Raw genomic sequence first — 26,830 nt, forward strand, 5'->3', positions numbered from 1 at the left:
GCTGATATAAACCAAAAAAAAACCGGCCTCAAAAAGGCCGGTTTTTTTTATTACTATTACCCAATCTATCTATAATAGTTCTTTTGAGGTCTACTCAATTTTTTATTCAAAAGACTGGAGCCTTCTAAGTAAAGGCTCCAATATTGATTTCTTATTTGTTGTTATTGATTCCACCAGTAGCACCACCTTGGTTCATGTCACCACCGTCGCCACCACTCTTCAAATCATCGTTATTCACAGATTTCTTTCTTCTCTGTCTTTGATCCATGCTTAGCTTACCGATTCTGTAGCTAAAGTTGATTTTGAAGTTCATGTTTCTCATTACGTTTGTACTGTTCTGTACAATTGTAGGAGTGACAATTTCATTTCTCATTTTAAATTCTTTGGTCAAGAAGTTATCTGCACCGAATCCGATGCTACCTCTTTTCTCATTGAATTGCTTATTGATTCCCAATCCATACATGTAAAAACCACCTGATGTACCTTGCAATTGCACTCTGCTACCTCTAGCGAAAGTAAACAACTGGATCTGCCAATCTTTAGGAAGTGAATAGTTACCAAACATTCTACCACTCACTACAAAACCTTCGTTGGAAGTTCCCAATCCATTGTTCAACATTGAATAATATGTTTCAACGCTACCGTTTAAAGAGAACTTGCTGCTGATATTGATATTGGTAAAAATGCTACCACCGACTGCTTTCTCTTCACCGATGTTTTCGAATGTAGTGAAGATTACTCCATCATCTTGAACAGTTCTAACTGACTGGATAGAACCTGTAGTATTTCTAAAGAAAGTAGTGAAATTCAACATTGTTTCTTTGAAATAAGTACTGTATCCCAACTCGTAGTTATCTGTGTATTCTGGATCCAATACTGGGTTACCCTGAGAAATCTGAGTAGGGTTAGAAGCATCCAAGTTAGGGTTCAAGAATCTTAGAGATGGTCTTGAAATTCTTCTGTTATAAGCAGCCTTGATCAAGTTTCCGTTTCCTAGTTTTCTACTCAAGTTCAAGCTAGGAACCAAAGTACCATAAGATGGAATTTCAGCAGCAGACTCAGTTCTGAAATCAGCATTGATCGTAGTGTATTCATATCTCAATCCTGGCTTCAAAGTATAATTCTTGAATAAGGTCGTAGTATATGAAACATAACCTGCTGTTACATTCTGGTCGTAATTGAATGCATTTGTCAAATTAGGATTGTCGCTTTCTACATAATCTCCGTTTGCACCATCAGCTTGGAAATACGCGAAATCAGACTTTGCTTTTCTTAGGATGTTCTTAGCACCATATTCCAAAATTGATTTTCCTTCTTTACCAAGTGGCTCAACGAAATCCAGTTGGATTGTAAACTCCTCGTTTTTGCTTGGGTTATCATTTTTCAATCTTGAATCGATCGTTGCGAAATCTTCATTGAATAAGGTATTGACAAATGAATTCTCTCTGTTATCTCTAGAGTACAAAGTCAACAAACTGATCTCTTTTCCTTTCTTCTCGAAAGTTCTAGTATAGTTTAAGCTTACATCAACTGAATTAGAATTATCTACAGTATTAGTCTCTCTCAAAGCACTTCTCACTAGCTCACCGTCAAGGTAATTTTGAGTCAAGAAATTGTCCTGCTGATTTTTTGAGTTTCTAATACCAAAGTTTACTGCACCAGTCAAGAAGTTATATTTATCGATTTCGTAATCAACACCGAAGTTATATCTACCAAACAATTGATTTCTTTTGGTATCTGCTGACTGAACGATTTTTGACATTGAGTTATCAGGATTTGTCACCAATTGAGTATTATCAAACCCTCCTGTGATATTGTATCCAGCTCTACCGAAGCCACCAAGTGTAAATCCGAATTTACCTTTTCTAGCACTTGCATTCACCCCGAAATCAGAACCTCTCAAACCTGTTCCAGTACGGATGTTTGCAGACATACCTTGAAGGTTATTCTTTTTAGTCACGATGTTAATTACACCAGAAGTACCTTCTGCATCAAATCTTGCTGATGGAGAAGTAATTACTTCTACCGCTTTGATTTCGTCCGCAGGAATTTGTTTCAAAGCGTCTGTGATACTACTTGCTGCAATTGCAGAAGGTCTGTTATCAATCAATACTGTGATATTGCTACTTCCTCTCATGGACACATTACCATCCAAATCCACAGAAAGCATTGGCACTCTTCTCAAAACATCTGTACCATCACCACCAGCTGTTGTCTTATCATTTTCAGCCTTATAGATAGTTCTATCTACACGCTCTTCGATAAGTTCACGCTGACCTTGTACAGTTACTTCTTCCAAAGCAACACCTTCATCAGCCATTAAAATATCTCCAAGGTCCACATCTCCATTTGGAGAAGTAACCTTAATATTTTCTACAGATTTTGTTTCAAAACCAAGGAAGCTGATTTTAAGAGTATACTCTCCAGGTTCCATGCCAGTGATAAAAAACTTACCATCACCATCAGCTACGCCTCCAGCGACATTCTCCTCGGAACCTGCCTTATATAAAGCTGCGGTTGCGTAAGAAACAGGCTCTCCTGTATTTTGATCCTTTGCTACACCTATAATTCTAGCTGGGGAATTCTTGGCAGAACCCGCCGTTTGCGAAAAAACGCTTACCGAAGTAAGAAGGCTAAAAAACAAGGTTAAGTACAATAATTTCTTCATGATAGTTTTTTGCTGAGTTGCTTTACACAGTTATGTACCACAAAACAACAGAGTATGTTTTACACTTAAGTGGTGTAATAGACGGCAAGGCCTGTTTTGTCGACAAAAGCATCAAATCAGAGGATAAAACTGATAGAATAACCGATAAACAGGTTTATCCACTCAAAAGCAGGTTTTGGAGGTGTAATGCTACTATTGGCAGATTTTATTTTAGCTTTCAGGCTACTTTTCTTTAGTTTGATGAAGAAAATAAGGTCTATGCTCCCATTTAGCTCAAAGAAACGCGTTTCGATTTTAGTCCACATTCTCGGCTGGTCTATGCTCAGCACGGTATTGCTTTTACTTTCGCCTTTGGGTTGGAGAATCGACATACCGGATGAATACTGGATTAAACAGACATTCTTAGCACTACTCTTAGTAGTGACTTTCTACATGAATATGCTCGTGATTGTCCCTAAGATATTGTTGAAAGGAAAGCCCATTCTTTATATCACAATCATCATTATCGCAGCAGTCTGTTTTATAGGTGTGCTCATATATTTCGAAGAGCTCATTGGTTTGCCAGAGCTGATGTACAAAGCTTTTAATCCTGACAAAATCTATAAGCCAGGGCCAAGACGTATTTCCGGAGATGTATTCAACTCCCTTTTATTCCTTCTTTCAATTGGTATCAGTACTTCTGTAGCTTCAGTACAGAAGTGGCAAAAGGATGAAGCTCTGAGAAGAGAGATGGAAAAGCAGCGAATCAACACGGAGCTTTCTTATCTCAAAGCTCAAATCAACCCGCACTTCTTTTTCAATACACTGAATAACATCTATTCATTGACCAATTTGGATGTCAAAAAAGCTCAGGAAGCACTATTGAAACTATCTAGAATGATGAGATACGTGCTTTATGAAAACCAGAAAGATGAGACTCTATTAAAGAAAGAAGTGAACTTCATCCAGGATTACATCGAGTTGATGAAAATGAGATTGACCGGAAACGTCAAATTGAATATCTCCATCGATGAACCGAAAGAAAATCTTGTGGTGGCACCGATGTTATTACTTCCATTTCTAGAAAACTCCTTCAAACATGGAGTAAGCAGTCAAAAGGAATGTGAGATCAAAATCAAACTGGAAGTAATGGGAGATACGCTCTTCTTTGAGACCAGAAATCATATTTTCCCTGTTCATTCCGACAGCCCTGAAGCCAAGGAAAATGGCATCGGAATGGTAAACACTCAGCGTAGACTATCTCTGCTATACCCAGAAAAGCATCGATTAAAGTTTGGAAAAGACGAGGCTAATAATGAGTATTGGGTAAATCTCACCATCAATCTAGCATGAAACTAAACTGTGTAGCAATCGACGATGAGCCGCTAGCGTTAGATTTGCTGAGTAAATTCATTGAGCAAACCTCTTTCCTAAATCTAATTGGTAAGTTTTCGAATGGAGTTGAAGCACTTGGATTCATCAACCAAAACGAGGTTCAACTGATTTTTATGGACATTCAGATGCCCGATTTATCGGGAATGGAACTTGCCCGGGTGTTGGATGGAAAGAAAAACTCAGACAAAACCAGAATTATCTTTGCCACTGCTTATCATCAGTTTGCCATTGAAGGCTACAAGGTTGAAGCCCTCGATTACTTATTGAAACCATACAGCTACGAGGAATTTTTAAATGCAGCAACGAAAGCATTCAGTTATTTTGAGAGATTAAATTCCTCGACCACAACTATTACTGCTACACAAGAGACTTCCACTCCAGAATACATTTTCCTAAAAGTGGAATATCAATTGGTGAAAGTCATGCTGAAAGACATTGCTTGTGTTGAGGCTTATAAAGACTATGTGAAAGTCCATTTGCTCTCTAAACCAAATCCATTGCTTTCTCTAACCAGTTTAAAAAATATGGAAGAACTATTGCCTTCCAGCCATTTTATGCGCGTGCACCGATCCTTTATCGTTGCATTGGACCATATTGATTCGGTTTCTAAAAATGTGATTCAAGTAGGGAATCATAGCATCGCAGTGGGAGATAATTACAAAGATGCTTTTCTGGAGTTTTTAGGGAAATGGATGAACTGAACTCCTCATTAAAAATCAAAAAGGCTGTTATCATAAATTGAAAATAGCCTTTTTCTCTTATTAATATTTGTTATTCCACTCTTATGAAAGAAATTGGAGTTCCGCAAGCCCCATTATTTGGGCAGATTGACATTAGTTCTGAATAGTTTTCTAAAATTGAAAAACTCCCAATATTATCTGTTCCTTGAGCAAGTGTCAACTCTTCTTTTGGTAAATAATTAATATCTGCTATCCCCATAAAATAGGACTCACTGTAAGATATAGTTACTTTATCTCCAGAAATGGAATACGTACCAGAGAAATAGCTTCGATGACCCAATATTTCGTCAGAACCTATTTCTGTTGTATATCCCTCACCTGTCACCGTTCCATCGGAGTTAAACTCCATCAAATCCACAAAATTGAATTTTTTTTCGGTCCAACCATTATTTCCTTCACTCACAAACTCGTAAACTCCTTCAATTCTGTTATTTGGAGAGGGCTCCTCCACGTCTTTACAGCTGAAAACAACACCTACCAACGCGATTAAAGAGAATAGTCTTACTTTCATAATTCTTGTTGTTTGAGTTAAATATATAATTTAGTTTGAAAAAAGTAAATCAAAATCATTGACAATACTCCATAAAAACAAAAAACGCTACAGTTTTATAAAGAAGTTTTAAGTAATAGTTTTGCCACTGTCCTAAAATGTGATTGGAAAATGAGATCACTTTAGAATAATAATTCCCTTCTCTCCATTTAAAAATATTGGACCATATCGATTCGGATTCAAAAAACGTCAACCAAATTGGAAACCACTGCATTGCAGTGGGGGACAATTACAACGAGGCATTCCTGGAGATGTTAAGAAAATGGATGAACTAAAACAAAAAAGGAGCTTTTCAGCTCCTTTTTTATTTATCTCTTTCCTCCTGGCATCAGCCTACTCATTGCTGCTTTTGCCCCGCCCATTTTATTCATTTGCTTCATCATCTTTCTCATATCACTGAATTGCTTCATCAGATTATTTACCTCGGTGATAGTTCTTCCAGAACCACTGGCAATTCTTTTTCTTCGACTTCCATCAATAATATCCGGCTGCTGACGCTCAGCTGGAGTCATACTTTTGATGATAGCTTCGATCGGCTTAAATGAGTCATCATCGATATCCAATCCTTTCATGGCTTTCCCCATACCTGGGATCATGCCCATCAGATCTTTGATGTTACCCATTTTCTTCACTTGCTCAAGCTGAGAAAGGAAATCATCAAAGTTGAAATTATTGGTTCGGATTTTAGAATTGATCCTTTTTGCTTCTTCCTCATCAAATGATTGCTGAGCACGCTCTACCAAGGAAATCACATCACCCATACCCAAAATTCTTTGGGCCATACGATCAGGGTGGAAAACATCCAAGTTTTCCATCTTCTCACCAGTGGAGATGAATTTGATTGGTTTATTGACAACGTGACGGATGGAAATGGCAGCACCACCTCGGGTATCACCATCCAATTTGGTCAAAACAACACCATTGAAGTCCAATCGCTCGTCGAAGGTTTTTGCAGTGTTCACCGCATCCTGACCAGTCATGGAATCAACCACAAATAATGTTTCGGAAGGATTCAACGCTTTTTTCAGCTGCTCAATTTCCTGCATCATTTGCTCATCCACTGCCAAACGACCCGCTGTATCGACAATCACTGTCTTCTTACCGGATTTTTTAGCGTAAGCAATCGCATTATTAGCAATTTCTAAGGCATTGGTATTACCTGGCTCTGCGTATACCTCCACTCCTACTTGCTCACCCAGTACTTTCAACTGGTCAATCGCAGCAGGACGATAAATATCACAGGCAACCAAAAGGACTTGTCTGCCTTGTCTTTTTAGCAAACTGGCAAGCTTACCGGAAAAAGTTGTTTTACCAGAACCTTGTAGACCAGAAATCAAAACTACAGACGGATCACCCGTCAGGTTGATTTCCACTTTGGTTCCTCCCATCAGCTTGGTCAGCTCTTCTTGGGTGATTTTCACCAACAATTGCCCTGGAGAAACAGAGATCAAAACATCTCTTCCCAAAGCCTCTTGCTTAATGGTATCTGTTACTTCCTTGGCTACTTTATAGTTAACGTCGGCATCGATCAAAGCTCTTCTAATCTCTTTGACAGTTGTCGCAACGTTTATTTCTGTAATGGTACCGGTTCCTTTCAGGGTTTTGAAAGCACGGTCTAATTTTAAACTTAAATTATCAAACATTCCTATCGCGGGTATTTGCAGCAAAAGTAATGATTTTCATCAGGGATAGAAAGTATCATTTTATGTGTTTGCAAATTGATTTTGATTAGCCGGAGTAAATAACCGAGAAATTATAACAGTACTTCGAATAGCGCGTTGGAGTTTTGGCAGTTTTCAATTATTCAAGTCCACAAGCAAGACGGGGAATTAGGACTCTTTGCCTTTAAATTCCTAATTTGCGCCCGCATCTAACTTATCCTCGAAATTTCTTTTTCATGACGATAGATTTTAAAAAAGACATACTCCCTCATGCAATTGGAGTTGCGATATTTTACGCCATTGTAGCCCTTTATTTCTCTCCTGTTGTATTTGAAAACCAAGTTATTTTTCAAGGAGATATTCTAAAATGGGAAGGCTCCGCCAAAGAAGCCTTGGATTTCAGGGAATCTACAGGTGAAGAAGCGCTTTGGACGAATAGCATGTTTGGTGGAATGCCGGCGTATTTTATCAGTTTGGAGTTTCCAGGAGACATTACCAACGCCATCGTCTCAGTTCTAACTTTGGGATTACCACACCCAGTCAATGGGCTTTTCCTCGGAATGGTGGCCATGTATGCCCTTTTGATTTCATTTAGGGTCAGGCCAATATTTGCCATTTTGGGAAGTTTAGCATTTGCATTCAATACCTACAATTTACTCAGTCTTGCCGCAGGCCATAATGCCAAAATCTGGGCAGAATGTTTAATTCCTGTAGTTCTTTTGGGAATCCATTTGGCATTCGAAAAAAAGAGAATTCTTGGAGCAGCTATTTTGGCTCTTGGACTACTTCTTCAATTCAAGTTCAATCACGTGCAGATCATTTACTATACGTTTCTGATTTGCGCTATTTACGTTTTGGTCCGATTGATTTTTGAATGGAAAAAAGAAGGCTTTCCTAGTCTGGCAAAAACACTTGGTTTCTTACTTATCGGTGCAATACTCGCTTTAGGAGGAAACATTGGAAGACTAGCTACAGCCTTGGATTACACCAAGTATTCTACCAGAGGTGAAGTAACAATCGAATCAAAAGCTGCTGGACTGGACAAGGATTATGCATTTGGCTGGTCAAACGGAATCATTGAATCTTTCACGTTTTTGATTCCTGATTTTTATGGAGGTGGCTCTAACACTCCTCTTCCAAAAAACTCTGCTTCTGAGAAAACACTTCGTCAGCAAGGATTGGACCCGGCACAAATCAATGGGTTCGTCCAGGGAGCACCGACATATTGGGGAGATCAACCTTTTACCGGAGGACCTATTTACGGAGGTGTCATCTTGGTATTTTTGGCTATTTTAGGATTCTGGGCAGCACCAAAACAGTCATTAATCACTTTTGGAGCAATCATCATTCTTTCGTTGATGCTCTCTTGGGGAAAAAACCTTGCTTGGTTTAATTACCTCTTATTTGACATCCTTCCTGGCTACAATAAATTCAGAGCCGTCTCTATGGCTTTAGGCATGACCTTGTTTGCGATACCAGTTTTAGGAATGATCTCTTTGGAAAAGCTTGTACAAGAGCAAAAATTAAAGTCATTGTACATGGCTGGTGCAGTAACAGGAGGACTAGTTTTGTTATTTATCCTTGGCGCAGGAATGTTCAGATTTGAAGGAGCAGCCGACCAAGGATTGCCAGATTGGCTCGTTGGTGCTTTGAGAGAGGACAGAAAGTCTATGCTTCAAGCAAGTGCCTTAAAAAGTCTTGGCTTTATCGCGGCTGCATTTGCTTTGATATTCTTCAATTTGAAAGGAAAAATCAGTGAGTTAATCCTAGGTGCAGGCCTTTTTGTATTGGTTTTATTTGACCTTTGGAGTATCAACAGACCTTATCTAAATGAGGATTCTTTCCAGGATAATCCATCCAAAACTTATTTTGTAGAAACTCCAGCAGATGCCGAAATATTGAAAGATGACTCTTATTTCAGAGTATTGGACTTGACTGAAGGATTAACATCAGCAGGCAAGGCCAGTTATCGTTTTCATGCCATCGGAGGATACCACGGCGCCAAACTTCGAAGATTTCAGGATTTGATTGATTATCGACTATCCGGCGAATTGAATGATTTTGTAACCAAAGCACAAGAAGGAAATTTTGATTTCGAAGGAATTCAGTCCTTTAACATGCTCAACACGAAATACATGATTGCAGGAAATGCTGCGAATTCTGTGTTTGAAAATCCCGATGCAAATGGACCTGCTTGGATTCCTTCCAGCATTCGTCCTGTAGGTTCCAACCAGGAAGAAATCGATCTATTGGGAGAAATTAACACCAAAACAACTGCAACCGTCAACACTCAGGAGTTTGGTGAAATCAAGTCAGGTTCAGGTTCTATTGACCTCATTTCTTACGCCCCAAATCACCTGAAATACTCTGCAAATATGAGTCAGGAAGGTCTGGCAGTATTTTCTGAAATCTATTATCCTGCTGGTTGGACAGCAACAATTGATGGAAAAGAAAGAGACATTCTAAGAACAGACTACCTATTAAGAGGATTAAATGTTCCTGCAGGTCAGCATGAAATTGAATTTAGATTTGCTCCATCTAGTTATTACAATACCAAAACTCCAATGATCATCTTCCAATACTTGATCATTTTGGGATTGATCGGCGGTGTGTTTTTCACAGTAAAAGAAAGAAATGGAAGAGTCTAAAGATAAAATCGTCAGCTATTACGATCAATTTGCCGATAAGCAGGAAAAGACGGGCATTAACTCTCGCCACTTAAGCATTTTGGACAAGGTGATGGCTGCTGGTTTACAATCCAATCACCGAATTTTAGAAGTGGGTTGTGGGATTGGAACTGTTAGTAGTTTGTTGGCTGGACAGGTGAAAAACGGTGAAGTTTTAGCCGTGGACATCAGTCCTGAAAGTATTGAAAAAGCAAAGGTGATTTGGAAGTCACATTCCAATTTGAAATTTGAGGTATCGGATATGTCCGACTTTCATAAGCCTAATCAAACCTTTGATTTCTTTATTTTCCCTGATGTGCTAGAGCATATTCCAGTGGATCAACATCAACGCCTATTCCAAAATATCCAAGAACATTCTCATCAAGATTCTGTGATATTTATTCATATTCCTGCTCCTCGGTATTTGCAGTGGATGATTGAAAATGAGCCTGAAAAATTGCAGGTAATCGATCAACCTTTGGATTCTGGTGACTTGATCAAAAGCATCACTTCAAGTGGTTTTTATTTGGAAAAAATGGAAACCTATTCTGTATTCTTCGAAGAAAAGGACTACCAATATTTCATTTTCAGATCACAAAAACCATTGCATCAATCGACCCCGAGAAGCAAATGGCAAATCCTAAAAGAAAGAATAAGCATCCGTCTTCGTCACGGTATTAAATAAAGAAAATATGAAAATTCAGAATAATTCAGTGGTAGGTCTCACCTACGAATTGAAAGTAAGTAAAACAGAGGACGAGATAGAATCTGCTCCTTTCAGTGTGGAAGTAAGAGATGAAGAAGATCCTTTCTATTTTCTATTTGGACAAAGCGGATTACCGGAAAAATTCGAAGAATTGCTAGCCGGACAAAAGCAAGGAGAAGAATTTTCTTTCACTTTGACAGTAGAGGAAGCATATGGAGAAGCAGATGATGAATTGATTCTTAACCTTCCAAAATCACAGTTTTCCGGAGAGCAGGGTTTCAATAAAGAAATGCTGGAAGAAGGTAATTTCCTCCCTCTTATGGACGAAAATGGTTATCCTATGCAGGCTAAAATTCTGAAAGATCTTGGAGAAGAATTATTACTTGATTTCAATCATCCATTAGTAGGTTTTGACCTTCATTTTGATGGCAAGGTCATCGAAGTTAGAGAGGCCACCAAAGAAGAATTGGATCATGGACATGTGCATGGAGAGCACGGAGAACATGATTAATTAAATCCCGCTAAAAATTCAAAAGAGGTAAGAATTAAAAATCTTACCTCTTTTTTTGAGCAAATTATAGATCACAAAATCAAACTATTTTTAAGGAAAATTTCAAGTTTCTCCTTTCTCGTCTTTTACTTTTTCCTCTGCTATTTCTTTCATGTCTTCCGGAAGGATCCAACCATTTTCAAGAGCAAACTGAGATGCCTCAATTGAATTTTTCACCAAAAGCATTTTCACCCCCAAAGATTCCAATTCAGCCTTGACCTCTTCCACAAAAGGATGTCTCGAAGGATGAACATCTCTAATGAAAATCATGATGATCCGACCGGGAAATTCCTTTACCACTTGCAGATAGATTTTAGGATCATCTTGTCCACTATCTCCGATCAACATAAATGGGAAGTGCAAATATGTACTTAGAATCTGGCGGATCTGCTTTAATTTATGCTCAGAATGACTTCCTGAAATAAGTTCTGTCCTAGACAAACCAATGTCCCGAAGCATCAATGGCCCTTTCGGAATATGATGAATTTTTAAAAGTTCATGAAGGAAATCATATAGATTCCATGGGCTGCTGGAAACGTAAAAAAAGGGATTACTCTCGACTCCATCTGTCCCTTTTTGCAATGTTTTATAGAACGCAGCAACCCCTGGGAATGGCACTCGAGTATAGGCATTCTTTGCAAAAGTAGTTTTCAGCATCTCCACCAATCGCATGGCTCCAGTTGGGATAATCGTATCATCTATATCTGATATTATCCCATAATCAATATTCCCAACTGGCAAAAAAACATCTCCTTTAACTTGAACTTTTCCCTGATTTCTAATAACCTTATCAACAAGAGTCAATTCAATTTGCTGCCAGCGACTTGCAAGTTTAATTGGATGGTTTGGATGAATTTTGAACTCGAAATAGCCTTCCTCATCTGTTTTTGAAAGATATTCCTTTCCTTGAAATTCAGCTTTTACAAGCACCTTTGGAATGACAGTGCTCATAAACCTCCTCCGCATTTTCCCAATATTCTTCCAAACACTGTCTTCGGGACTAGAACTCCCGATTCGATTATCCCGAATCACTCTTCCGACAAGCAGAATTTCCCGTTCATTCCCAAAACCTTCAAAAGGAACAATCAAAATTGATTTCACCAATCCCAATTTTATAGCTAACCACAAAATTGACTGGTTGATACCAAGTTTTATTTCATATAAAAAACTTAAGAGAATGTTTCTTTTTTGGGGCATGATTAAAATCCGTTCCTTCTCAAAGGGTCATTACTTTCTCCTCATCCCAGTTCAAATAAACCCGATCTCCGATTTTAAATTTGCGAAGAGGATCATCTACTTCCCATATTTCACCTCCATTTTTTAGTTTTATCTGAAGGCTGTTAAAATGTACCAAATAACGCGAATCAACAACATGACCCATTAGTGGACCTTTGCTTCTCAACTTTACATTGCTCGGACGGATATAGGAATTAAATCGATCTGGGATAAGATTGATGGGGCTGAAAAGTCTGGCTACATATTTTGATTTAGGATTTTCACATAGTACCTGAGAAGTCCCAGATTGTACAGTTTTCCCCTTTTGCAAAATCAAGAGATTGTCTGTCAGCCTCAAGGCATCATCCAAATCATGCGTTACAAAAACCACTGTTGTCCCAAGTTCCAAAAACAAATCTTTCAATTCATGGATCAACTTCTGGGTCTGAATAGTATCCAGGGAGCTAAAAGGCTCATCGAGCAAGAGCAATTCAGGTTCCACACTGAGGGCCTTTGCAATTGCTACTTTTTGTTGCTGACCACCTGACAATTGTCTCGGATATCGATCTTTAAAAGTTTTCAATCCCAATAATGACAACAATTTTTCTACACGAAATTTTGCATACTCTTTATCAAACTGAAGAAGGGGTCGAGCGATATTTTCCTCCACAGTAGAGTTTGGAAATAAATGAAAATCCTGATGGATCAATTTTATTTCATCGTAGCCTGAAACCAGCTTATGTTTTGGATTTAAGACCTCTTCTCCATTGAGAAAAACCTGGCCTTCATCCTGAATCTCCAACCCTGCCATGATCCTAAGTAAGGTGCTTTTACCCGATCCACTTGCTCCCACAATGGAAAGAAATTCTCCTTGATTCAGATCTAAAGAAAAATCAGAAAGTGCTAAGCGATTGTCGTAAGATTTTGAAACATGACTGACTGAAAAATAACTCATGGGCGTATTTCTGATTGGATTTTTTTAGGCAAGCTGTCAAAGATAAGTTCGTATGAATGATCTGCCAATTCCAAAATAAGTGAATCAGGAACATTACCGGTGGTGCTAACAGAATTCCACTGCTTCTTATTCATATGATATCCAGGAGTAATTCCATCATATTGTTCCCTCAACTCAACTGCTCTCTCTGGATCACATTTAAGATTGATATAGCTAAAAATAGAAATGGAGGTAATGGAGAAAATCTTCCCTCCCACCCTAAAACAAAGGGCATCTTCATCAAATGGAGTATCCTCCGTCACCCCAGGTTTTGCTAAACAGTAGTCTCTATAAAAGGTCAAGGTCATCGGAAAAGGAGTAATGCTTTTTTGAAATTAGAAAATTGCCCTTAATAATTCTGATTAATCGATCCAATTTCTCAGCTAGGTAAAAGATAAAGTCTATTAAACTTTCAGGTGACCTGATAAAAGGTTATTTTCTAAGACAATTCAATTTTCAATAAAACCAAAAAAGACATGGGAATAGTAAAAGTATTGGAAGTAATCGCTTCCTCAGACCAAAGTATTGAGCATGCAATCCAAAACGCTGTTGATGAAGTTTCCAAAACGGTAAGAAACATCGACTCAGTTTATGTTAAAGACATCAAAGCCCACGTAAAAGATGGGAAAGTAAGTTCTTATGGTTGTGTCTGCAAAGTTTCCTTTAGAGTAGATTAATCAAGATCTAATTCATTAGAATGAAAAAAGTACAGCAATATATCTGTACTTTTTTTGAACCATAAGGACCAAAATCCTCTTTAATTAAAGATTTCAATTATTTGTGATCTTAATCACCTTGTCAAAAAGATAAATTAAACATCTTTGGTCCATGGAAAAGTACATCAAAGCTATTTCTGACGGTTATTACGGCTATTGGAATTATTTGATCAATGAAATTCTTCACCCTTCCTGGCACAATTATTTTTACTGGCTTGTAGGAGCCTCGTTTGTTATTTGGCTCTTGGAAGTTTTCTTTCCCTGGAGAAAAAACCAACCTATCATTCGAGAGCATTTCTGGCTGGACATTTTCTATTTATTCTGGAATTATTTTCTCTTTGCGCTTGTGGCCTATAATGCCCTTTCTATGGTCGCAGTAGAGGCATTTAATGACTTCTTGGGATTATTTGGGATTACCAATACTATCGCTATAAAAGTTGACCAATTACCAGGCTGGCTTCAATTAGTTTTGATATTTATCATCCGTGATTTTATGCAATGGACGATCCATATGATGTATCATCATGTCGGTTGGATGTGGGAATTCCATAAAGTACACCATAGCACGAGGGAGATGGGATTTGCCGCACTTTTACGCTATCACTGGATGGAAAACATCTTGTATAGAACTTTAGAGTATATCCCATTAGCGATGATAGGATTTGGGATTACTGATTTCTTTATTGTCCACATTTTCACTTTAGTACTGGGACAGCTTGGTCATGCCAATTTGTACATCCCTTTGGGTCCTTTTCGGTATATCATCAATGGTCCTCAAATGCACTTATGGCATCATGCGAAAAACTTACCTGATTCGCATCCCCATGGATTCAATTATGGAATTTCTTTAAGCCTTTGGGACTTCTTATTTAGAACAAATTATTGGCCATCCGATGATGAAAACCTACCTGTGGGCCTGCCAGACGAGGAGAACTATCCTGAGGATTTTATAGGTCAAAACCTTGCTCCTTTTCAGCGGATTTTCAAGAAAAAATAAAACCTAAATGCTTTATCTCTTTTCTTCACTTTTGCGTTAGAGACAATGTGGTATCTACTAAAGCCACATTCCAACCATGGCAAAACAACCTGAGGGTAAACCAAAAAATGACAAGTCGGCCCCATCAAAGACATTGAAAGAAAAGAGGGCAGCAAAAGCCGCTAAAAAGGAAAGTAAGAGGAAAGATTAAAAACTCAATTTCATTCAGGTGCAGAATTTCTGCACCTTTTTTTATGCCTACTTCCTTCTATTGATTAGTTTAGAGTAAAACCCAACTTTTAACCAAATGAACCCACCCCCAACCAAGTCTGAAAGGCTTGTTTCTTTAGACACTTTTAGAGGTGTCACCATGTTTTTATTGATTGCTGAAGCGGCTTTTGTTTACGAAAGTCTTTTGGAAGCCTTTCCTGAACCAGGATTTTTCAACTCCTTTTTCACTCAGTTTACGCATCATCCTTGGAATGGGCTTCGGTTTTGGGATCTGATCCAACCGTTTTTCATGTTTATCGTAGGAGTGGCAATGCCTTTTTCCCTAAACAAAAGGCTAGCAAATCATGAAAACCGATCCGAAGTTACCAAACATATTCTCAAGCGATGTTTTTACCTTTTCCTTTTTGGAACAGGCCTTCATTGTGTTTATAGTGGGAAACTTGTATTCGAACTCTGGAATGTATTGACCCAGCTTTCATTCACAATTTTGGTTACCTATTTTTTGATTTCAAAACCTTGGAAAGTTCAGCTGGCAGTTTCTATTGGACTTTTGGCCTTGACAGAAATCCTCTACCGAGCTTATAACCCTGCAGTGCCCTACGAGCATGGAACCAATTTTGGGAATTACATTGACATGATTTTGATGGGCAAAATCAATAATGGTGGCTGGGTTGCTATTAATTGTATACCCACAGCAGCACATACGATTTGGGGAGCAATTTGTGGGAATCTTTTACTTTCTAAGAAAGCTCCGACTGAGAAAATAAAATCCTTGGCAATAGCTGGTATAATTGGTCTTGCTTTAGGATATGGACTGGACATCTTGGGGATCACCCCTATCATCAAACGTATTAGCACCAGTTCCTTTGCTTTGGCCTCAGGAGGATGGGCGCTGTTGGCATTGGCTTTTTCTTTCTGGTTGATCGATGTGAAAAAATATCAATCGAAAGCTTTACCATTTATCATTGTGGGAATGAATTCGATTTTCATTTACCTCTTTGCGGAAATCCTTGGGCATCGATGGCTTTATCGATTGATCAAAATATTCACTGATGGCTTCTTGACACCAATAGGATTTGGCGAGCATGGCATTGCAATCCTTACTGCATTTATCACCTTGGCCGCCATGTGGGGATTATGTTACTTCTTATATAAAAAGAAAATATTCTTTAGAATCTAAATCAAAAAAGGTCATCCCATTACTGAGATGACCTTTTTTTTGAATTTCTATGATCACATAAATCTCTTAACCGTCCAAACAATAATAGCCAATAAGAACACAATGATGGAAATCTTATTGATTCCATGCATCATTCTAAGATTCAAGTTTGACTTCTGGTTTGGATCGGGCTTTTGAAATACTCTGATAAAGTAATTTCCTACCTCTCCAAGCTTAAAGAATTCTTTGACTTTATTCGTATCTGACATAATTTCTAGCTTTTGTTGGTCAACAGGTTATTGACAAAATAAGTTTAATCAAATGGTTTCTGGCTCATTCCACATACCATCTTCACGGATAATTTCTATCAGTTCATCTACAGCTCTTTCAGAAGGAACAGACCTTTTCATCACTTCTTTTCCTTTGTAAAGCGTAATCTTTCCTTTTCCCGAACCCACATATCCATAATCAGCATCGGCCATCTCACCAGGACCATTAACGATACAGCCCATGATCCCGATTTTCACACCTTTTAGGTGATCTGTTCTCTTTCTGATCATGGCAGTCGTTTCCTGAAGATCAAATAACGTCCTACCACAAGAAGGGCAAGAAATATATTCTGTTTTCGACATTCTAGTTCTTGCAGCCTGCAAAACTCCGAATCCAACAGAATTATGCAATTTCACTTGATCAAGAATCTCATTTCGATCAGTTTGATGCTCTTTTTCAAGGGAAATAAATATTCCATCTCCCAAACCATCGATTAGTAAACCTCCAACATCAGTGGCAGCATAAAGCATGGTCAAATCCTGATTTTGATCTGGATAAGCAATTTTTACAACCACCGGAACTTCAACCTTTGACTCCATCAACGATACAAAAGCTCTTCTGATAGCCGGCATTGCATGCTTATTGGCAGTTTTCAAAATCAATATTATATCTCTTCTTCCAGAGATCAAAGGAATTGCCTGATCGATTTCTGTATCGGTAATTTCCAGGAAATTCAACTCAGAATGGAAATTTGAAGAAGCTTTAAACTCCTCTAAATTGAACAGTGGGAATTTATTGACTTGGTCCTTTTGGCTTTGCCAAATCGAAGCATCCTGGATTTCTTTCATTCCATTTGGCAGCATAAATGGAATTGGATTGGAACCAGAATACACAAAATCACAACCTTGGTCATTCATTTTCCATTTATCCAGCTCAGGCAAATAAAAATGTCCTGTCTGCTTAATTTCCTTTTCAGTTATCTTCTCAATTTTTGAGATATCCGTAATCACTCTTGGTACATTGTGGTCTCCAAAGTTAAACACCTCAAAAGTGTGTCTCTTCTCATGATCGAAAGGATGAATCGGATAAGAATCTATTTCCTTTATTTCAGCATGAGGAGTTCTATGGACATAACGATCAATCAAAGCTTTGGCAACAGGTGCTTCAAATTCAGGGTCTTCTGTCAAAGAAACCCGAACAGTATCTCCCAGTCCATCCTCCAACAAGGTTCCAATTCCAACAGCAGATTTGATTCTTCCATCTTCCGCTTCACCTGCTTCTGTCACTCCCAAATGCAAAGGGTAAGGTTTAAACCCTCCTTCATTTAACTTTTGCACAAGCAAACGATACGCCTGAACCATCACTTGAGTATTGGAAGACTTCATCGAAATCACAATATCAAAGTAATTCTCATCCTCGCAGATTCTCAAAAATTCCAATGCAGATTCCACCATACCTAATGGAGTGTCTCCATATCGACTCATAATTCGATCTGACAAGGAACCGTGATTAGTACCAATTCGCATTGCTGTTCCATGCTCTTTACAGATCTTCACTAAAGGCAAGAACCGCTCACGAATCCGATCTAGCTCTTCCTGGTAAGTAGCATCGGTATATTCAATTACTTCAAACTTCTTTTTATCGGCATAATTGCCCGGATTGATTCTTACTTTCTCCACGATCTTTGCTGCAACTTCTGCTGCATTTGGAGTAAAGTGTATATCTGCTACCAAAGGAGTCGTATATCCTCTTTTGCGAAGCTCATCCTTGATGTTTTTTAAATTTTCAGCCTCCTTGATGCTTGGAGCGGTAATTCGGATCAACTCACAGCCTGATTCGATCATTCGGATACATTGCTCCACAGAGCCGATTGTATCCATCGTATCTACAGTGGTCATGGACTGCACCACGATTGGATTATCTCCTCCGATCAAAACACCTCCGACATTCACGGGAATAGTTTTCCTTCTTGAATACGATGTCAGGCTATTGCAATACAATTGGTCCAGTGATTTAATAATTGGCTCCATAGTTTATATATCTCCTAATTGAGGTCTGATCACTAATTCTTCAACAACAGATTGGGGTGAAAGGTTATAGGCAGACCATACGGATTCCGCCACATCTTCCGGTTTGATAAATCTTTCCTCTGGCAAATTTACTCCTTCCCAACTTGCCGTATAAGTTGCTCCCGGCAAAACAGAGGTTACTTTTATAGCCTCATTTTTTAATTCTTCACGTAGACATTTGGTCATGCCTAACATCGCCCATTTGGAAATCGCATAGCTACCTCCATTGGCATAAGCCGTCAGACCAGCGATTGAGCCCATGCTGAAAATATGGCCTTTCTTTTTGGCCTTCATTCCATCAATCAGCGCTCTGGTTAAATAATATGCGGAATACAAATTCGTATTCATCATCAATTCAAAATTCCCCTCAGGCTCGTCCAAAATTCCTCCGGGAAGAAAAACACCTGTATTATTCACCAACACATCAGGAACTCCAAAAGCTTTTACTTTTTCCGCAAATTCCATCACTTCCTCTTTTTTAGAAAGATCAGCTTTAACAGCCAAAACATGAATTAAAGCATGATTCTCTTCCAATTCAGCTCTTAAGTCTGCCAAATCTTTCTCATTTCTTGAACAAGTAATCACGTCAAAACCTTCATTTGCAAAACGCTCAATGATAGCCCTTCCTATTCCTTTTGTGCCGCCTGTAACCAGGATACTTTTACTCATTTAATTCGTGTTTTAATAGTTAGTATGACAACTATTTATTCGAGACAAAGTTACATTTTTTTATCAAAATAGAGCCGAAACTTGCATCCTTCCGACATGGACCAATCGATCCAGTCCTTGGGAATTCCGCCCTTCATAAACCAAATTCAATTGCAAACCCTCTCCTATTTTTTGAAGCCAGTTGAATGTCCAGGTCATGTTGGTTCCTGGCGTCAAAGCCTGCAGCATTTCATATCCTACAGGAGAATTAGACACTCCATTGTAATCAATTTGAATTAATTTAAAATTACCGGTCAGAGTGGTTTTTATTGCTTTGGCAAATCTCAAATCCAACCCAATTTGATGCAATAAGGCTTTTTCATCGAATTCTAGGTTTGCTGTATTTTCTTTACCAGTAAAAGAATACGAAGCTGTAGTTCTGAAAAACGGTGTTGGCTGCCAAGCCAGTTCAGGACCAATAGAATTCTGATCAATAGTATAATTTCTATTCTCCAAAAAGTCTGACCCTGAGATCCTTTTCCCAACTCCGGCCAACACTCTCAGAGAAGTACTTGGTGTGAAATTGAACCTCGTGTTTAATTTCCAGTCTTTTTGAATTAAATCTTCAAAGCCTCCAGATAGCAATTGCTTCAATTGTGAATCAAACAATGAAAGATCAAATCCATAAACCGCTGAGGCTCTATTGAAGAAAAATGACGTCCGGATTACCTGCCTCAATGATAAAATATCCTCCCGGTCAATATTTCCAATAAATGGATTGATCCTATCTCCAAAATCCTCCGTCGTGACCTTTTTTTCAACACTCAAACTTGTGGTATTTGAAAACTTATGGAGAAAGCTTTGCAATCCGCCTCCTTCTTTCCAGGATTCCGGAAACCTTGCCTGAACTCTATAATTCAAAATACTGGTATAAGCCTGAACATAGGTATCAGTCGGCACAAAGACTTTGATATATTGTTTTTCCTCAGGATTAATCGCCAAATAAAACTCGTTTAACTGCTGAACACCATCCCCATTATCATCCCGCCAAGTATGGGTTCCATCTCCATTTGGCGCTGGCAAAAAGACAAATTCCCGCTGAAGCTCTCGACCATTTCCAATCGCATAGCTGATTTCGTTTCTAATTGCATTTTTCCACAGACTACCTTGGTAATCCAATTTACCCATCACGGTAAGCTCAGATGCTAAATCCCGAAATAAATACTCAAGTTCACGATAGGTAAAAGTACTGCTGAGACTATGCTGTGTCCACTGCTTTCTAAAAGTAAAATTGGAAGTAAATGCTCTTGTGTCATTTTCAAATTTGCCCAAATAAGGAGCCCTATCCTCTCTCCAAGCTGCATCCGCTAAAAAAGAGGTTGACAGGGTATCATTACTTTTCAGATATATGAGATGTTGCCTGAAATTCATTGCAGTACTGACTACAGAATCTTTTTCAGAATTAGTAAGGGAGTTTCTGTCAATTGAAAATTGGTAGCCTGGAATGACCCATTTACTTTGAAAAGAAACATCTCCTAGATATCTAACCCAATCCGTTTCCAAGCTATCTTTTTGGCTTGCCAGTTTGAAAAACTCCTGCCTCAAATTAATTTTATTTCCAAGTTGTAAGTTCCAATTCGCGGTATGTTGCTGACCATTCAAGACATCTTTTCTATTCCTCAAGTAAAGCCTATAATCAAAGCGATTAAAGAGATCCTTTTCCAAAGAAAATTGTGTCCGAAATAATTGTTCTTGTGCCGGAGACTGTAGGTCTTCTTGTTGCAATCCCCAATCTCTATCAAACTCGATATATCGAAAGCGATCGATAAAATTGAAATTTGTGGAGTTGTATTCTAGCTCTGTCTGACCTGAAAACACATACTCATCCAACCAACTTAATTCCCGGTTTTCTGACTCTAATCCAATTTTCCAGCCTAAGCCTTGATTATTCTCATCATCTATGTCTGAAAAAAGATTTTTATCAAGAGAGGATAAAGCAAGTTCTGTATAAACCTTTTCATGCGAACCTATCTTAACCCTCGTGCCAGCTGTCACCATTCTTTTACTATCAGGAGTCGGTAGTTGGGTTAGAATTGAATAATCTGCTTGTGGCAAACCATTGATTCGAGGCACATATTCATAAACCGTTCCGTTCGCCAATTGGCTTTTTCGTCTATAGTCTCCATTTCCCTGACCTACTTGAGAAAAAGACAAAGCAAAATGAGCTGTTTGAGGATCAGTAGAATATTCATAATAAACCAGAGGTTCACCAGTAGCATCAAAATCAGTGATTTTTTGATATAAAATGCGATTTTGATCGAAGGCAACACTGTCAATCCTCGGGATCAAAGCATTTTCTGTTTGATCTCCAACAGAGGACAAAAGTCTTAATTCATCCTGACTGAAATCCGTGAATAAGGGTCGGTTTCTATTGTCTTTTTCCTGATAGTAATTGAGATATACATCCACTTTCCCATTTGTTTGAGAATGATTAGCACCCAAAATAGATCGGCTATAATTTCTTTCTGCATATTCAAAATCCACCCTTACACGAGAATATTGAGTAATCAGTACTTTAGGCGTAAATGTGATTTCTGCCTGATTGTAATCGATCACATAATCTGCATTAAATCCACGCTGCAGCTGTTTTCCATCCAAAAACACCCGCTCAGAATTTGCCATGATGATCACAAATCTTTCATTCTGGGGACCTTGAATTCGGTAAGGACCTAAAACTCCTTCTAAAATCGGTAGCTGAATGGAAGCGAATTTCCCCTTTGCGATAGAAGCAAAACCCTGAGAACTTGCAGTCCAGTTACCTTTCATTTTATAATTTGAAGTAAACTGGAGTCCCTGGACATTTTTATAATACCTCAAAAACTCAGACTCTCTTTGCTGAAGGACCACATCACCTGCAGACAGAGTGAAATCATCATTGTAAAGCTCAATTAATACATTGTCAAAATCCTGAATTTGTTGGGTATTTCCTTCAGGTTGAAAAGGCACATTTTGATCGGTAATACTGGCTCTGATTTTAAGATTATCGGAAATACTTCCTTCCAACTGAAGGTTCAGCGCAGAATTCACAAATACATTTTGAGTATTCCCAAAGGATATACCCCGGGTCAAACTACCGGATTTATACAAATCTGTACTTGGAAAAAGTTCCTCCCTAAAATCAAATGTAGGTGACTCCAGCACTCTCGTTTCGCGAAAACGTGCCATCGAATCATAATCTGCGAGCAAGGTTCTTTTTGCCGCTGGTTGATCAAATCGGAGAATGAAAGTTTGGTAACAAACCTGAACCGAATCGGGAATTGCACGCTCTCCAAAAATTATCTGAAGTTGATTGGTATTTAGATCGTATTGAAAAGGAAAGGAATTACCCTGTGAATCTGAAACCCTAATGCTTTCTTCCAATACAGACAAAGAATCGATGAGTTTGGGTTGGGTAAAGTCTGTCGATTTTACCCAAAGGCATTTTTCCTGAGCTTGTGCAGACGCAAAAAAGCCAAGCAGTACAATCCAGAAAAAAGCCCAATTCCGCATGTTTAAGATGAAAGCCCTTTTTCTCCTAAGGTAAAAAAAGAAAATTATTCGAGTAGTGGGAAGGTGAGGTAAAAGGTAGTTCCAACGTTCATTTCGGTTTCAAACCAGATTTTACCGCCGGCAGTTTCTACTCCACTTTTTGCGATAGCCAAGCCGAGACCGGAACCTTGACTTTTGGTACTGAAATTTGGAATGAAAATCTTATCCCTCAATTCGGGCGGAATTCCGTTTCCATTATCAGTGATTTCCAAAAACACCGCCTGGTCACTCATCCAAAGCCAAATTCTTATTTCTGGTTTTTTATCGCCTTCCACGGCCTGCACTCCATTAATGATCAGGTTTGAAATAACTCTACCGAAAAGCTTATCATCTCCAATGATGGGAATATTATCAGTATAGGAATCGTCTTTGAAATAGAGATTCAAACGCTCGTCATTTTTAAACAACTCCAAAACCTGATTCAAAACGTCTTTGAAATTCATCAAGTCATTTTTAGGCAAAGGCATTTTTGCAAAAGTCGAAAATGAAGAAGCAATGCCACTCAGTGCATCCACTTGGTGAATCAATGTTTCCAAAGACTTTTTAAGCCTCTCATGATCATCCAATTGGCCAGCACCTTGGAGCCTCAATAAATGCTGCAAAGTCAGCTTCATTGGCGTCAAAGGATTCTTTATTTCATGAGCAACCTGCTTTGCCATTTCTCGCCAGGCAGATTCTTTTTCTGTAGATGCCAGCACTTTCTTACTGGATTCCAGCTTGAAAAGCATGTTGTTGTATTCATTCACCAGCAAACCGATTTCGTCTTTGGATCCCCAATACATCGGTTCATTATTTTCTAGGTTGGTGGACTTGAGTTTTTGGGTCAATAACTTAAATGGAAATGTCAGGTTCTTCGAAACGAAATAAGAAACAATCAAGAAGAGAATGAAAATCACCACAAATGCATTGAAGATGTTGCTCAACACATCCGAAATCAGTGAATTTAACTCAGCCTCTGATTCAAAAAACGGAACTGCCAGGATTCCCAAGTTCCTTTGACTATTGGAGGACGGAATTGCCAAATACACTGACTTATACAATAACTTACCAATTCTCTCCTCAGCTAGAAACTGATTTTGGTTCATTTCCTCGATCTCAGAAATCGCAGCCGGATTGATCCAGTTGGAAAGAATTTTTTTATCGAAAATATTGGGTCTATTGGAAGCTTCCAGTTTCCCCCCATCCGCATAAATATGAAGATCGGACGCTATCGTATTCGCCAGATTATTTACTTCTTCATTGATGACATCCTGGTCTACTTCCTCTGCATTTTGATTATTTAGAAAACTGCTCAAATTGCCTCGGATCAAATTTGCTTTTTGGATGTATTGCCTATCCAAATCATCTCTATAACTGTTTGCCAATAGGCCAATCGTGATTATACTGATAATGATAATCGGAAAGAAGAATGCAAAATTCAGGTAAAGCTGAAGTTTGGTGGAATAATTAAATTCAAATGTCTTGTAACCTTTTAAAAACGTATTCACCAGAATGGTGAAAAAAGTCAGGAATACGAAGGCAACGAAGTAAAGTGAGATATTTCCAAAAAAATGGGAAAGGGTTTTATTTCGCGAAGAGATCACAATCAAATCTTCCCCATTAACGATCCCAAAATGGTGAAAATTTCCTACATGAATTCCCTCCGTAAAAAATTTATTCTCACCAAATCTAGCTATCAACTGGGCCGATTGATAATTGAAACTACCAGTACTTCTCACCAATTCATTGCCTCGAAACACAGCATAATCATACCTCACTGGATCAAGCCTTTCAGAATATTTTTTATCCAAAAGCAATTTTGGGTATACACTTGTAGGCTGAACTCTCAACTGATTTAACTCAAGAAAAATGGTCCCTTGGGCGGAGTTATCTTTTGTAAGGGGAACAAAAGCGATAAACTGGTTTCCGCTATTTCCATCATTTCCTCGAATGAAATATAAATCTTTGACACTAGTCGCATTGTCACTATTGATATATCTCAACCGCAGGTCATTGAGCTTTCCCAAATCCAGCGGGCCTTGGAGTTGCTGACCAGAAGAGGAATAAATACCGACTTTTACCTCAAATTGATCGAAATAATTATCCAGGTAAATTTTTCTGATTTTGGTTTCGATAGGATCCTTAGAAAGCAGTGGATCTGCCATTCTGTTTTGGATAAATAAATCAGATTTGATTCTGGTGAAAATCTCGCTGAGAAAGAACTCAGTCATCACATCATTTTCGATCAGATTCTGATTGGCAAATCTTATTTTGGATTGTATTAATTGATTTTTTTCAGTCTGAAATGTACTGATACCGCAAATGCCAGCTGTGATTAAGCAAGCAAAGAAAAAGGTCAAAAAGGTGTCAAATCCTAGTTTAAAGACATTGCGGAATAGTTCGAATCGAATAACCAAGGCAATTAAGCCTAAGTGAATTCCCCAAACGACTGCTCCCCAGATACTGAAAAAGGAAATCAGAACAGCTACTGGAATTCCAATCAAGGCCAATCCTTTGAACAAACCCATTTTGGATTTTGCCACTTCCAAAATCAAACTGATTAGCGTAAGCGACATCAAAACATAAATAGCTCCCCACAGAAATAGAATTAAAAAACTCAGCCCTTTAAACCAATCAAAGGACGGTATGGAAGTGATATCTAAAGCCCATTGGGAATTGGAAATTATATCCCTCGGTAAAATCCATATCATCCATAAGCCTATGGAACTGATAAGTAGAATAATGGCTCCGAAGACTCGGATTTCACTTGTTTGTTGAAGGGATTTGATTTTCATTCTCATTTCCCTTGAAGCCAAATGTGAAATCATCATCCCAAAAATGATCACAGCACAGAGGGTATTGAGAAGCAGATCCCCTAGACTGGGATTGAACCAAGAAGAGGCATAATTGCCGGGATCAAAAAGAGAAAGGTTCAGATAATTGCTCGGAAAATCCAAAAGCAGCATCACTAATCGAAAACCAACTAAAACCAATATTGCGTAGCCAATGGATTGCCACCTTTGTTTTTTCTTCCATTTATTGAGGACAAAATCCGAACTAAGAAGAAAATACAGCAAAAACACAGACGCGAAGAAAATAAGCATTGCTGGGTTTACAAGCCTATCCGCTGGTTGGTATCCAAACAAAAATTCAATGCCGAAAATCGGAATCCCTGCCGGGTTTTTAATTTGATAAGGCCCTTCTGAAGCTGTTGAAAAAAGTTGAAATCTATTATTGCCAAAGATTTTTGGATTGGGGCCAGTCACCAAGTAATCATTCTCAATATTCCCTGGGAAAATCAATCTTAACGCCTGAACCATTAGAAATGGAGAACCATTGCGGCTGACCTGTCTGGTTTTAATTAGAATAGTACCAAAAGGATCTTCTATTAATTGGTATTCTTTATCCTGATCTATCTGTTCAAAATCAAATGAAAAAGTAAAATCAGACCAATAAAGTAAGTCTCGCTCTTGGTTTAGGATAAAAAATGGATGGTTATGTTGTGAGGCACCTAGACTCGTAAATGAAATAGAATCGGTAGATTTGACATTCATAATAATCTGGATAAAATCCTCATCAAACTCACGATCTACTTTCTGGATTTTTTCCTGAAGAATTTCCAAATACCTTTCCTCATCGCTTTTTTGAAAGAAAAAGAAATTCAATACTAAAACAGCAAGGAGAGAGAAAACACTGACCAAGATGATCAGCCTTCGGGATTCATAGCTCATTTAGGCTAAAAATAAAAAAAGCAAAGCCTGTATCAAACTTTGCTTTTCAATATGCATCAATGAAATGAAAGTTTTGCCTTTTTCTTTTTGGCAGCTCTGTACCAAAAGAACCCAATGACCATGGCCATCAAATAAGGCATCACAAATAAATAGAGAATCCCTGCATTCAGACCTGCACCTATACTCGTATCGCCATTTGCCACATTATTTTCTACAGAAGCGCGGCACATTGCACATTGTGCAAATGTATTGACTTGAGTGATCAAGAAAAGGGCTAAAGCCAAGGATATTTTAAACAAACGGTTCATATCTCAATTTACGTAATTAAACTTTGTCAGT

20 protein-coding genes are annotated in these 26,830 nt (G+C 38.4%); 8 read left to right on the plus strand and 12 right to left on the minus strand.

The window, feature by feature from the left end:
- Positions 1-151 precede the first annotated feature (151 nt).
- On the minus strand, positions 152-2,668 hold the full coding sequence (locus FHS59_RS21835) for a TonB-dependent receptor domain-containing protein (RefSeq protein ID WP_184498233.1): 2,517 nt from the start codon (positions 2,666-2,668) through the stop codon (positions 152-154).
- A gap of 258 nt (positions 2,669-2,926) precedes the next feature.
- Here FHS59_RS21835 and FHS59_RS21840 point away from each other — a divergent pair, with 258 nt between their 5' ends.
- Positions 2,927-4,000: a sensor histidine kinase gene (locus FHS59_RS21840; protein WP_246388572.1), complete on the plus strand. Its 1,074-nt coding sequence runs from the start codon at positions 2,927-2,929 to the stop codon at positions 3,998-4,000.
- The gene (locus FHS59_RS21845) at positions 3,997-4,743 is read left to right on the plus strand and encodes a LytR/AlgR family response regulator transcription factor (RefSeq protein ID WP_184498235.1); all 747 of its coding nucleotides are present in this window, start codon (positions 3,997-3,999) and stop codon (positions 4,741-4,743) included. The genes FHS59_RS21840 and FHS59_RS21845 overlap by 4 nt, the downstream gene beginning before the upstream one ends.
- A gap of 70 nt (positions 4,744-4,813) precedes the next feature.
- Here the strand turns inward: FHS59_RS21845 and FHS59_RS21850 are convergent, their stop codons facing one another.
- The gene (locus tag FHS59_RS21850) at positions 4,814-5,293 is read right to left on the minus strand and encodes a hypothetical protein (protein ID WP_184498237.1); all 480 of its coding nucleotides are present in this window, start codon (positions 5,291-5,293) and stop codon (positions 4,814-4,816) included.
- A gap of 347 nt (positions 5,294-5,640) precedes the next feature.
- Positions 5,641-6,975 (minus strand): signal recognition particle protein, encoded by a 1,335-nt coding sequence (ffh, locus tag FHS59_RS21855; protein WP_184498239.1) that lies wholly within the window; start codon positions 6,973-6,975, stop codon positions 5,641-5,643.
- Between the two features lie 254 nt (positions 6,976-7,229).
- On the opposite strand from ffh, the gene FHS59_RS21860 reads away from it, so the two are divergent.
- From FHS59_RS21860 to FHS59_RS21870, 3 genes are read left to right on the plus strand one after another with little or no spacing between them, the layout of a single operon-like run.
- Entirely contained in the window at positions 7,230-9,641 is a 2,412-nt protein-coding gene (locus FHS59_RS21860) for a YfhO family protein (RefSeq protein ID WP_184498241.1), read from the plus strand.
- Entirely contained in the window at positions 9,628-10,344 is a 717-nt protein-coding gene (locus tag FHS59_RS21865) for a class I SAM-dependent methyltransferase (protein WP_184498243.1), read from the plus strand. The genes FHS59_RS21860 and FHS59_RS21865 overlap by 14 nt, the downstream gene beginning before the upstream one ends.
- A 7-nt stretch (positions 10,345-10,351) precedes the next feature.
- Positions 10,352-10,876 (plus strand): FKBP-type peptidyl-prolyl cis-trans isomerase, encoded by a 525-nt coding sequence (locus tag FHS59_RS21870; RefSeq protein ID WP_184498245.1) that lies wholly within the window; start codon positions 10,352-10,354, stop codon positions 10,874-10,876.
- Positions 10,877-10,978: 102 nt separating this feature from the next.
- On the opposite strand, the gene FHS59_RS21875 is transcribed toward FHS59_RS21870, so the two are convergent.
- The 3 genes from FHS59_RS21875 to FHS59_RS21885 are packed head-to-tail and all read right to left on the minus strand — an operon-like array spanning position 10,979 to position 13,432.
- Positions 10,979-12,112: an App1 family protein gene (locus tag FHS59_RS21875; RefSeq protein WP_184498247.1), complete on the minus strand. Its 1,134-nt coding sequence runs from the start codon at positions 12,110-12,112 to the stop codon at positions 10,979-10,981.
- A 19-nt stretch (positions 12,113-12,131) separates the two neighbouring features.
- Entirely contained in the window at positions 12,132-13,085 is a 954-nt protein-coding gene (locus FHS59_RS21880; protein WP_184498249.1) for an ABC transporter ATP-binding protein, read from the minus strand.
- Positions 13,082-13,432: an MmcQ/YjbR family DNA-binding protein gene (locus tag FHS59_RS21885; RefSeq protein ID WP_184498251.1), complete on the minus strand. Its 351-nt coding sequence runs from the start codon at positions 13,430-13,432 to the stop codon at positions 13,082-13,084. Before FHS59_RS21885 ends, FHS59_RS21880 begins: the two co-directional genes overlap by 4 nt.
- Positions 13,433-13,600: 168 nt before the next feature.
- Between FHS59_RS21885 and FHS59_RS21890 the strand changes: the two genes are divergently transcribed.
- The 3 genes from FHS59_RS21890 to FHS59_RS21900 all read left to right on the plus strand — a co-directional run bounded on the left by FHS59_RS21890 (position 13,601) and on the right by FHS59_RS21900 (position 16,227).
- Complete coding sequence (locus FHS59_RS21890) at positions 13,601-13,801, plus strand: dodecin family protein (RefSeq protein WP_184498253.1); 201 nt, start codon at positions 13,601-13,603, stop codon at positions 13,799-13,801.
- A 151-nt stretch (positions 13,802-13,952) separates the two neighbouring features.
- A complete protein-coding gene (locus tag FHS59_RS21895) occupies positions 13,953-14,837 on the plus strand; it encodes a sterol desaturase family protein (RefSeq protein WP_184498255.1) in 885 nt (294 codons plus the stop codon).
- Positions 14,838-15,123: 286 nt separating this feature from the next.
- Positions 15,124-16,227, plus strand: coding sequence for an acyltransferase family protein (locus FHS59_RS21900; protein WP_184498257.1), 1,104 nt, complete (start codon positions 15,124-15,126; stop codon positions 16,225-16,227).
- Positions 16,228-16,280: 53 nt separating this feature from the next.
- Here the strand turns inward: FHS59_RS21900 and FHS59_RS21905 are convergent, their stop codons facing one another.
- From FHS59_RS21905 to FHS59_RS21930, 6 genes are all read right to left on the minus strand, one after another.
- Positions 16,281-16,475 carry a DUF6728 family protein gene (locus tag FHS59_RS21905; RefSeq protein ID WP_184498259.1) on the minus strand — a complete coding sequence of 65 codons (195 nt, stop codon included), beginning with the start codon at positions 16,473-16,475 and terminating at the stop codon, positions 16,281-16,283.
- Positions 16,476-16,523: 48 nt separating this feature from the next.
- Positions 16,524-18,506 carry a (E)-4-hydroxy-3-methylbut-2-enyl-diphosphate synthase gene (ispG, locus tag FHS59_RS21910; RefSeq protein WP_184498261.1) on the minus strand — a complete coding sequence of 661 codons (1,983 nt, stop codon included), beginning with the start codon at positions 18,504-18,506 and terminating at the stop codon, positions 16,524-16,526.
- A 3-nt stretch (positions 18,507-18,509) separates the two neighbouring features.
- Positions 18,510-19,214: an SDR family oxidoreductase gene (locus tag FHS59_RS21915; protein WP_184498263.1), complete on the minus strand. Its 705-nt coding sequence runs from the start codon at positions 19,212-19,214 to the stop codon at positions 18,510-18,512.
- A gap of 63 nt (positions 19,215-19,277) precedes the next feature.
- Positions 19,278-22,742 carry a hypothetical protein gene (locus tag FHS59_RS21920; protein ID WP_184498265.1) on the minus strand — a complete coding sequence of 1,155 codons (3,465 nt, stop codon included), beginning with the start codon at positions 22,740-22,742 and terminating at the stop codon, positions 19,278-19,280.
- Between the two features lie 44 nt (positions 22,743-22,786).
- Positions 22,787-26,491: an ATP-binding protein gene (locus tag FHS59_RS21925; RefSeq protein ID WP_184498267.1), complete on the minus strand. Its 3,705-nt coding sequence runs from the start codon at positions 26,489-26,491 to the stop codon at positions 22,787-22,789.
- A 56-nt stretch (positions 26,492-26,547) separates the two neighbouring features.
- Entirely contained in the window at positions 26,548-26,799 is a 252-nt protein-coding gene (locus FHS59_RS21930; protein ID WP_184498269.1) for a hypothetical protein, read from the minus strand.
- Between the last annotated feature and the right edge of the window lie 31 nt (positions 26,800-26,830).

Source organism: Algoriphagus iocasae (assembly GCF_014206875.1).
In the GTDB taxonomy this organism is placed as follows: Bacteria; Bacteroidota; Bacteroidia; order Cytophagales; family Cyclobacteriaceae; genus Algoriphagus; species Algoriphagus iocasae.

What these genes read in the sequence shown, in the direction of transcription:
- FHS59_RS21865 (WP_184498243.1), top strand. Translation starts at nt 9,628, where the DNA reads ATGGAAGAGTCTAAAGATAAAATCGTCAGCTATTACGATCAATTTGCC.
- FHS59_RS21890 (WP_184498253.1), top strand. Translation starts at nt 13,601, where the DNA reads ATGGGAATAGTAAAAGTATTGGAAGTAATCGCTTCCTCAGACCAAAGT.
- FHS59_RS21835 (WP_184498233.1), bottom strand. Translation starts at nt 2,668, where the DNA reads ATGAAGAAATTATTGTACTTAACCTTGTTTTTTAGCCTTCTTACTTCG.
- FHS59_RS21850 (WP_184498237.1), bottom strand. Translation starts at nt 5,293, where the DNA reads ATGAAAGTAAGACTATTCTCTTTAATCGCGTTGGTAGGTGTTGTTTTC.
- FHS59_RS21860 (WP_184498241.1), top strand. Translation starts at nt 7,230, where the DNA reads ATGACGATAGATTTTAAAAAAGACATACTCCCTCATGCAATTGGAGTT.
- FHS59_RS21900 (WP_184498257.1), top strand. Translation starts at nt 15,124, where the DNA reads ATGAACCCACCCCCAACCAAGTCTGAAAGGCTTGTTTCTTTAGACACT.
- FHS59_RS21895 (WP_184498255.1), top strand. Translation starts at nt 13,953, where the DNA reads ATGGAAAAGTACATCAAAGCTATTTCTGACGGTTATTACGGCTATTGG.
- FHS59_RS21875 (WP_184498247.1), bottom strand. Translation starts at nt 12,112, where the DNA reads ATGCCCCAAAAAAGAAACATTCTCTTAAGTTTTTTATATGAAATAAAA.
- FHS59_RS21845 (WP_184498235.1), top strand. Translation starts at nt 3,997, where the DNA reads ATGAAACTAAACTGTGTAGCAATCGACGATGAGCCGCTAGCGTTAGAT.
- FHS59_RS21840 (WP_246388572.1), top strand. Translation starts at nt 2,927, where the DNA reads ATGCTCCCATTTAGCTCAAAGAAACGCGTTTCGATTTTAGTCCACATT.
- FHS59_RS21870 (WP_184498245.1), top strand. Translation starts at nt 10,352, where the DNA reads ATGAAAATTCAGAATAATTCAGTGGTAGGTCTCACCTACGAATTGAAA.
- FHS59_RS21885 (WP_184498251.1), bottom strand. Translation starts at nt 13,432, where the DNA reads ATGACCTTGACCTTTTATAGAGACTACTGTTTAGCAAAACCTGGGGTG.
- ispG (WP_184498261.1), bottom strand. Translation starts at nt 18,506, where the DNA reads ATGGAGCCAATTATTAAATCACTGGACCAATTGTATTGCAATAGCCTG.
- FHS59_RS21915 (WP_184498263.1), bottom strand. Translation starts at nt 19,214, where the DNA reads ATGAGTAAAAGTATCCTGGTTACAGGCGGCACAAAAGGAATAGGAAGG.
- FHS59_RS21925 (WP_184498267.1), bottom strand. Translation starts at nt 26,491, where the DNA reads ATGAGCTATGAATCCCGAAGGCTGATCATCTTGGTCAGTGTTTTCTCT.
- FHS59_RS21930 (WP_184498269.1), bottom strand. Translation starts at nt 26,799, where the DNA reads ATGAACCGTTTGTTTAAAATATCCTTGGCTTTAGCCCTTTTCTTGATC.
- FHS59_RS21920 (WP_184498265.1), bottom strand. Translation starts at nt 22,742, where the DNA reads ATGCGGAATTGGGCTTTTTTCTGGATTGTACTGCTTGGCTTTTTTGCG.
- FHS59_RS21905 (WP_184498259.1), bottom strand. Translation starts at nt 16,475, where the DNA reads ATGTCAGATACGAATAAAGTCAAAGAATTCTTTAAGCTTGGAGAGGTA.
- ffh (WP_184498239.1), bottom strand. Translation starts at nt 6,975, where the DNA reads ATGTTTGATAATTTAAGTTTAAAATTAGACCGTGCTTTCAAAACCCTG.
- FHS59_RS21880 (WP_184498249.1), bottom strand. Translation starts at nt 13,085, where the DNA reads ATGAGTTATTTTTCAGTCAGTCATGTTTCAAAATCTTACGACAATCGC.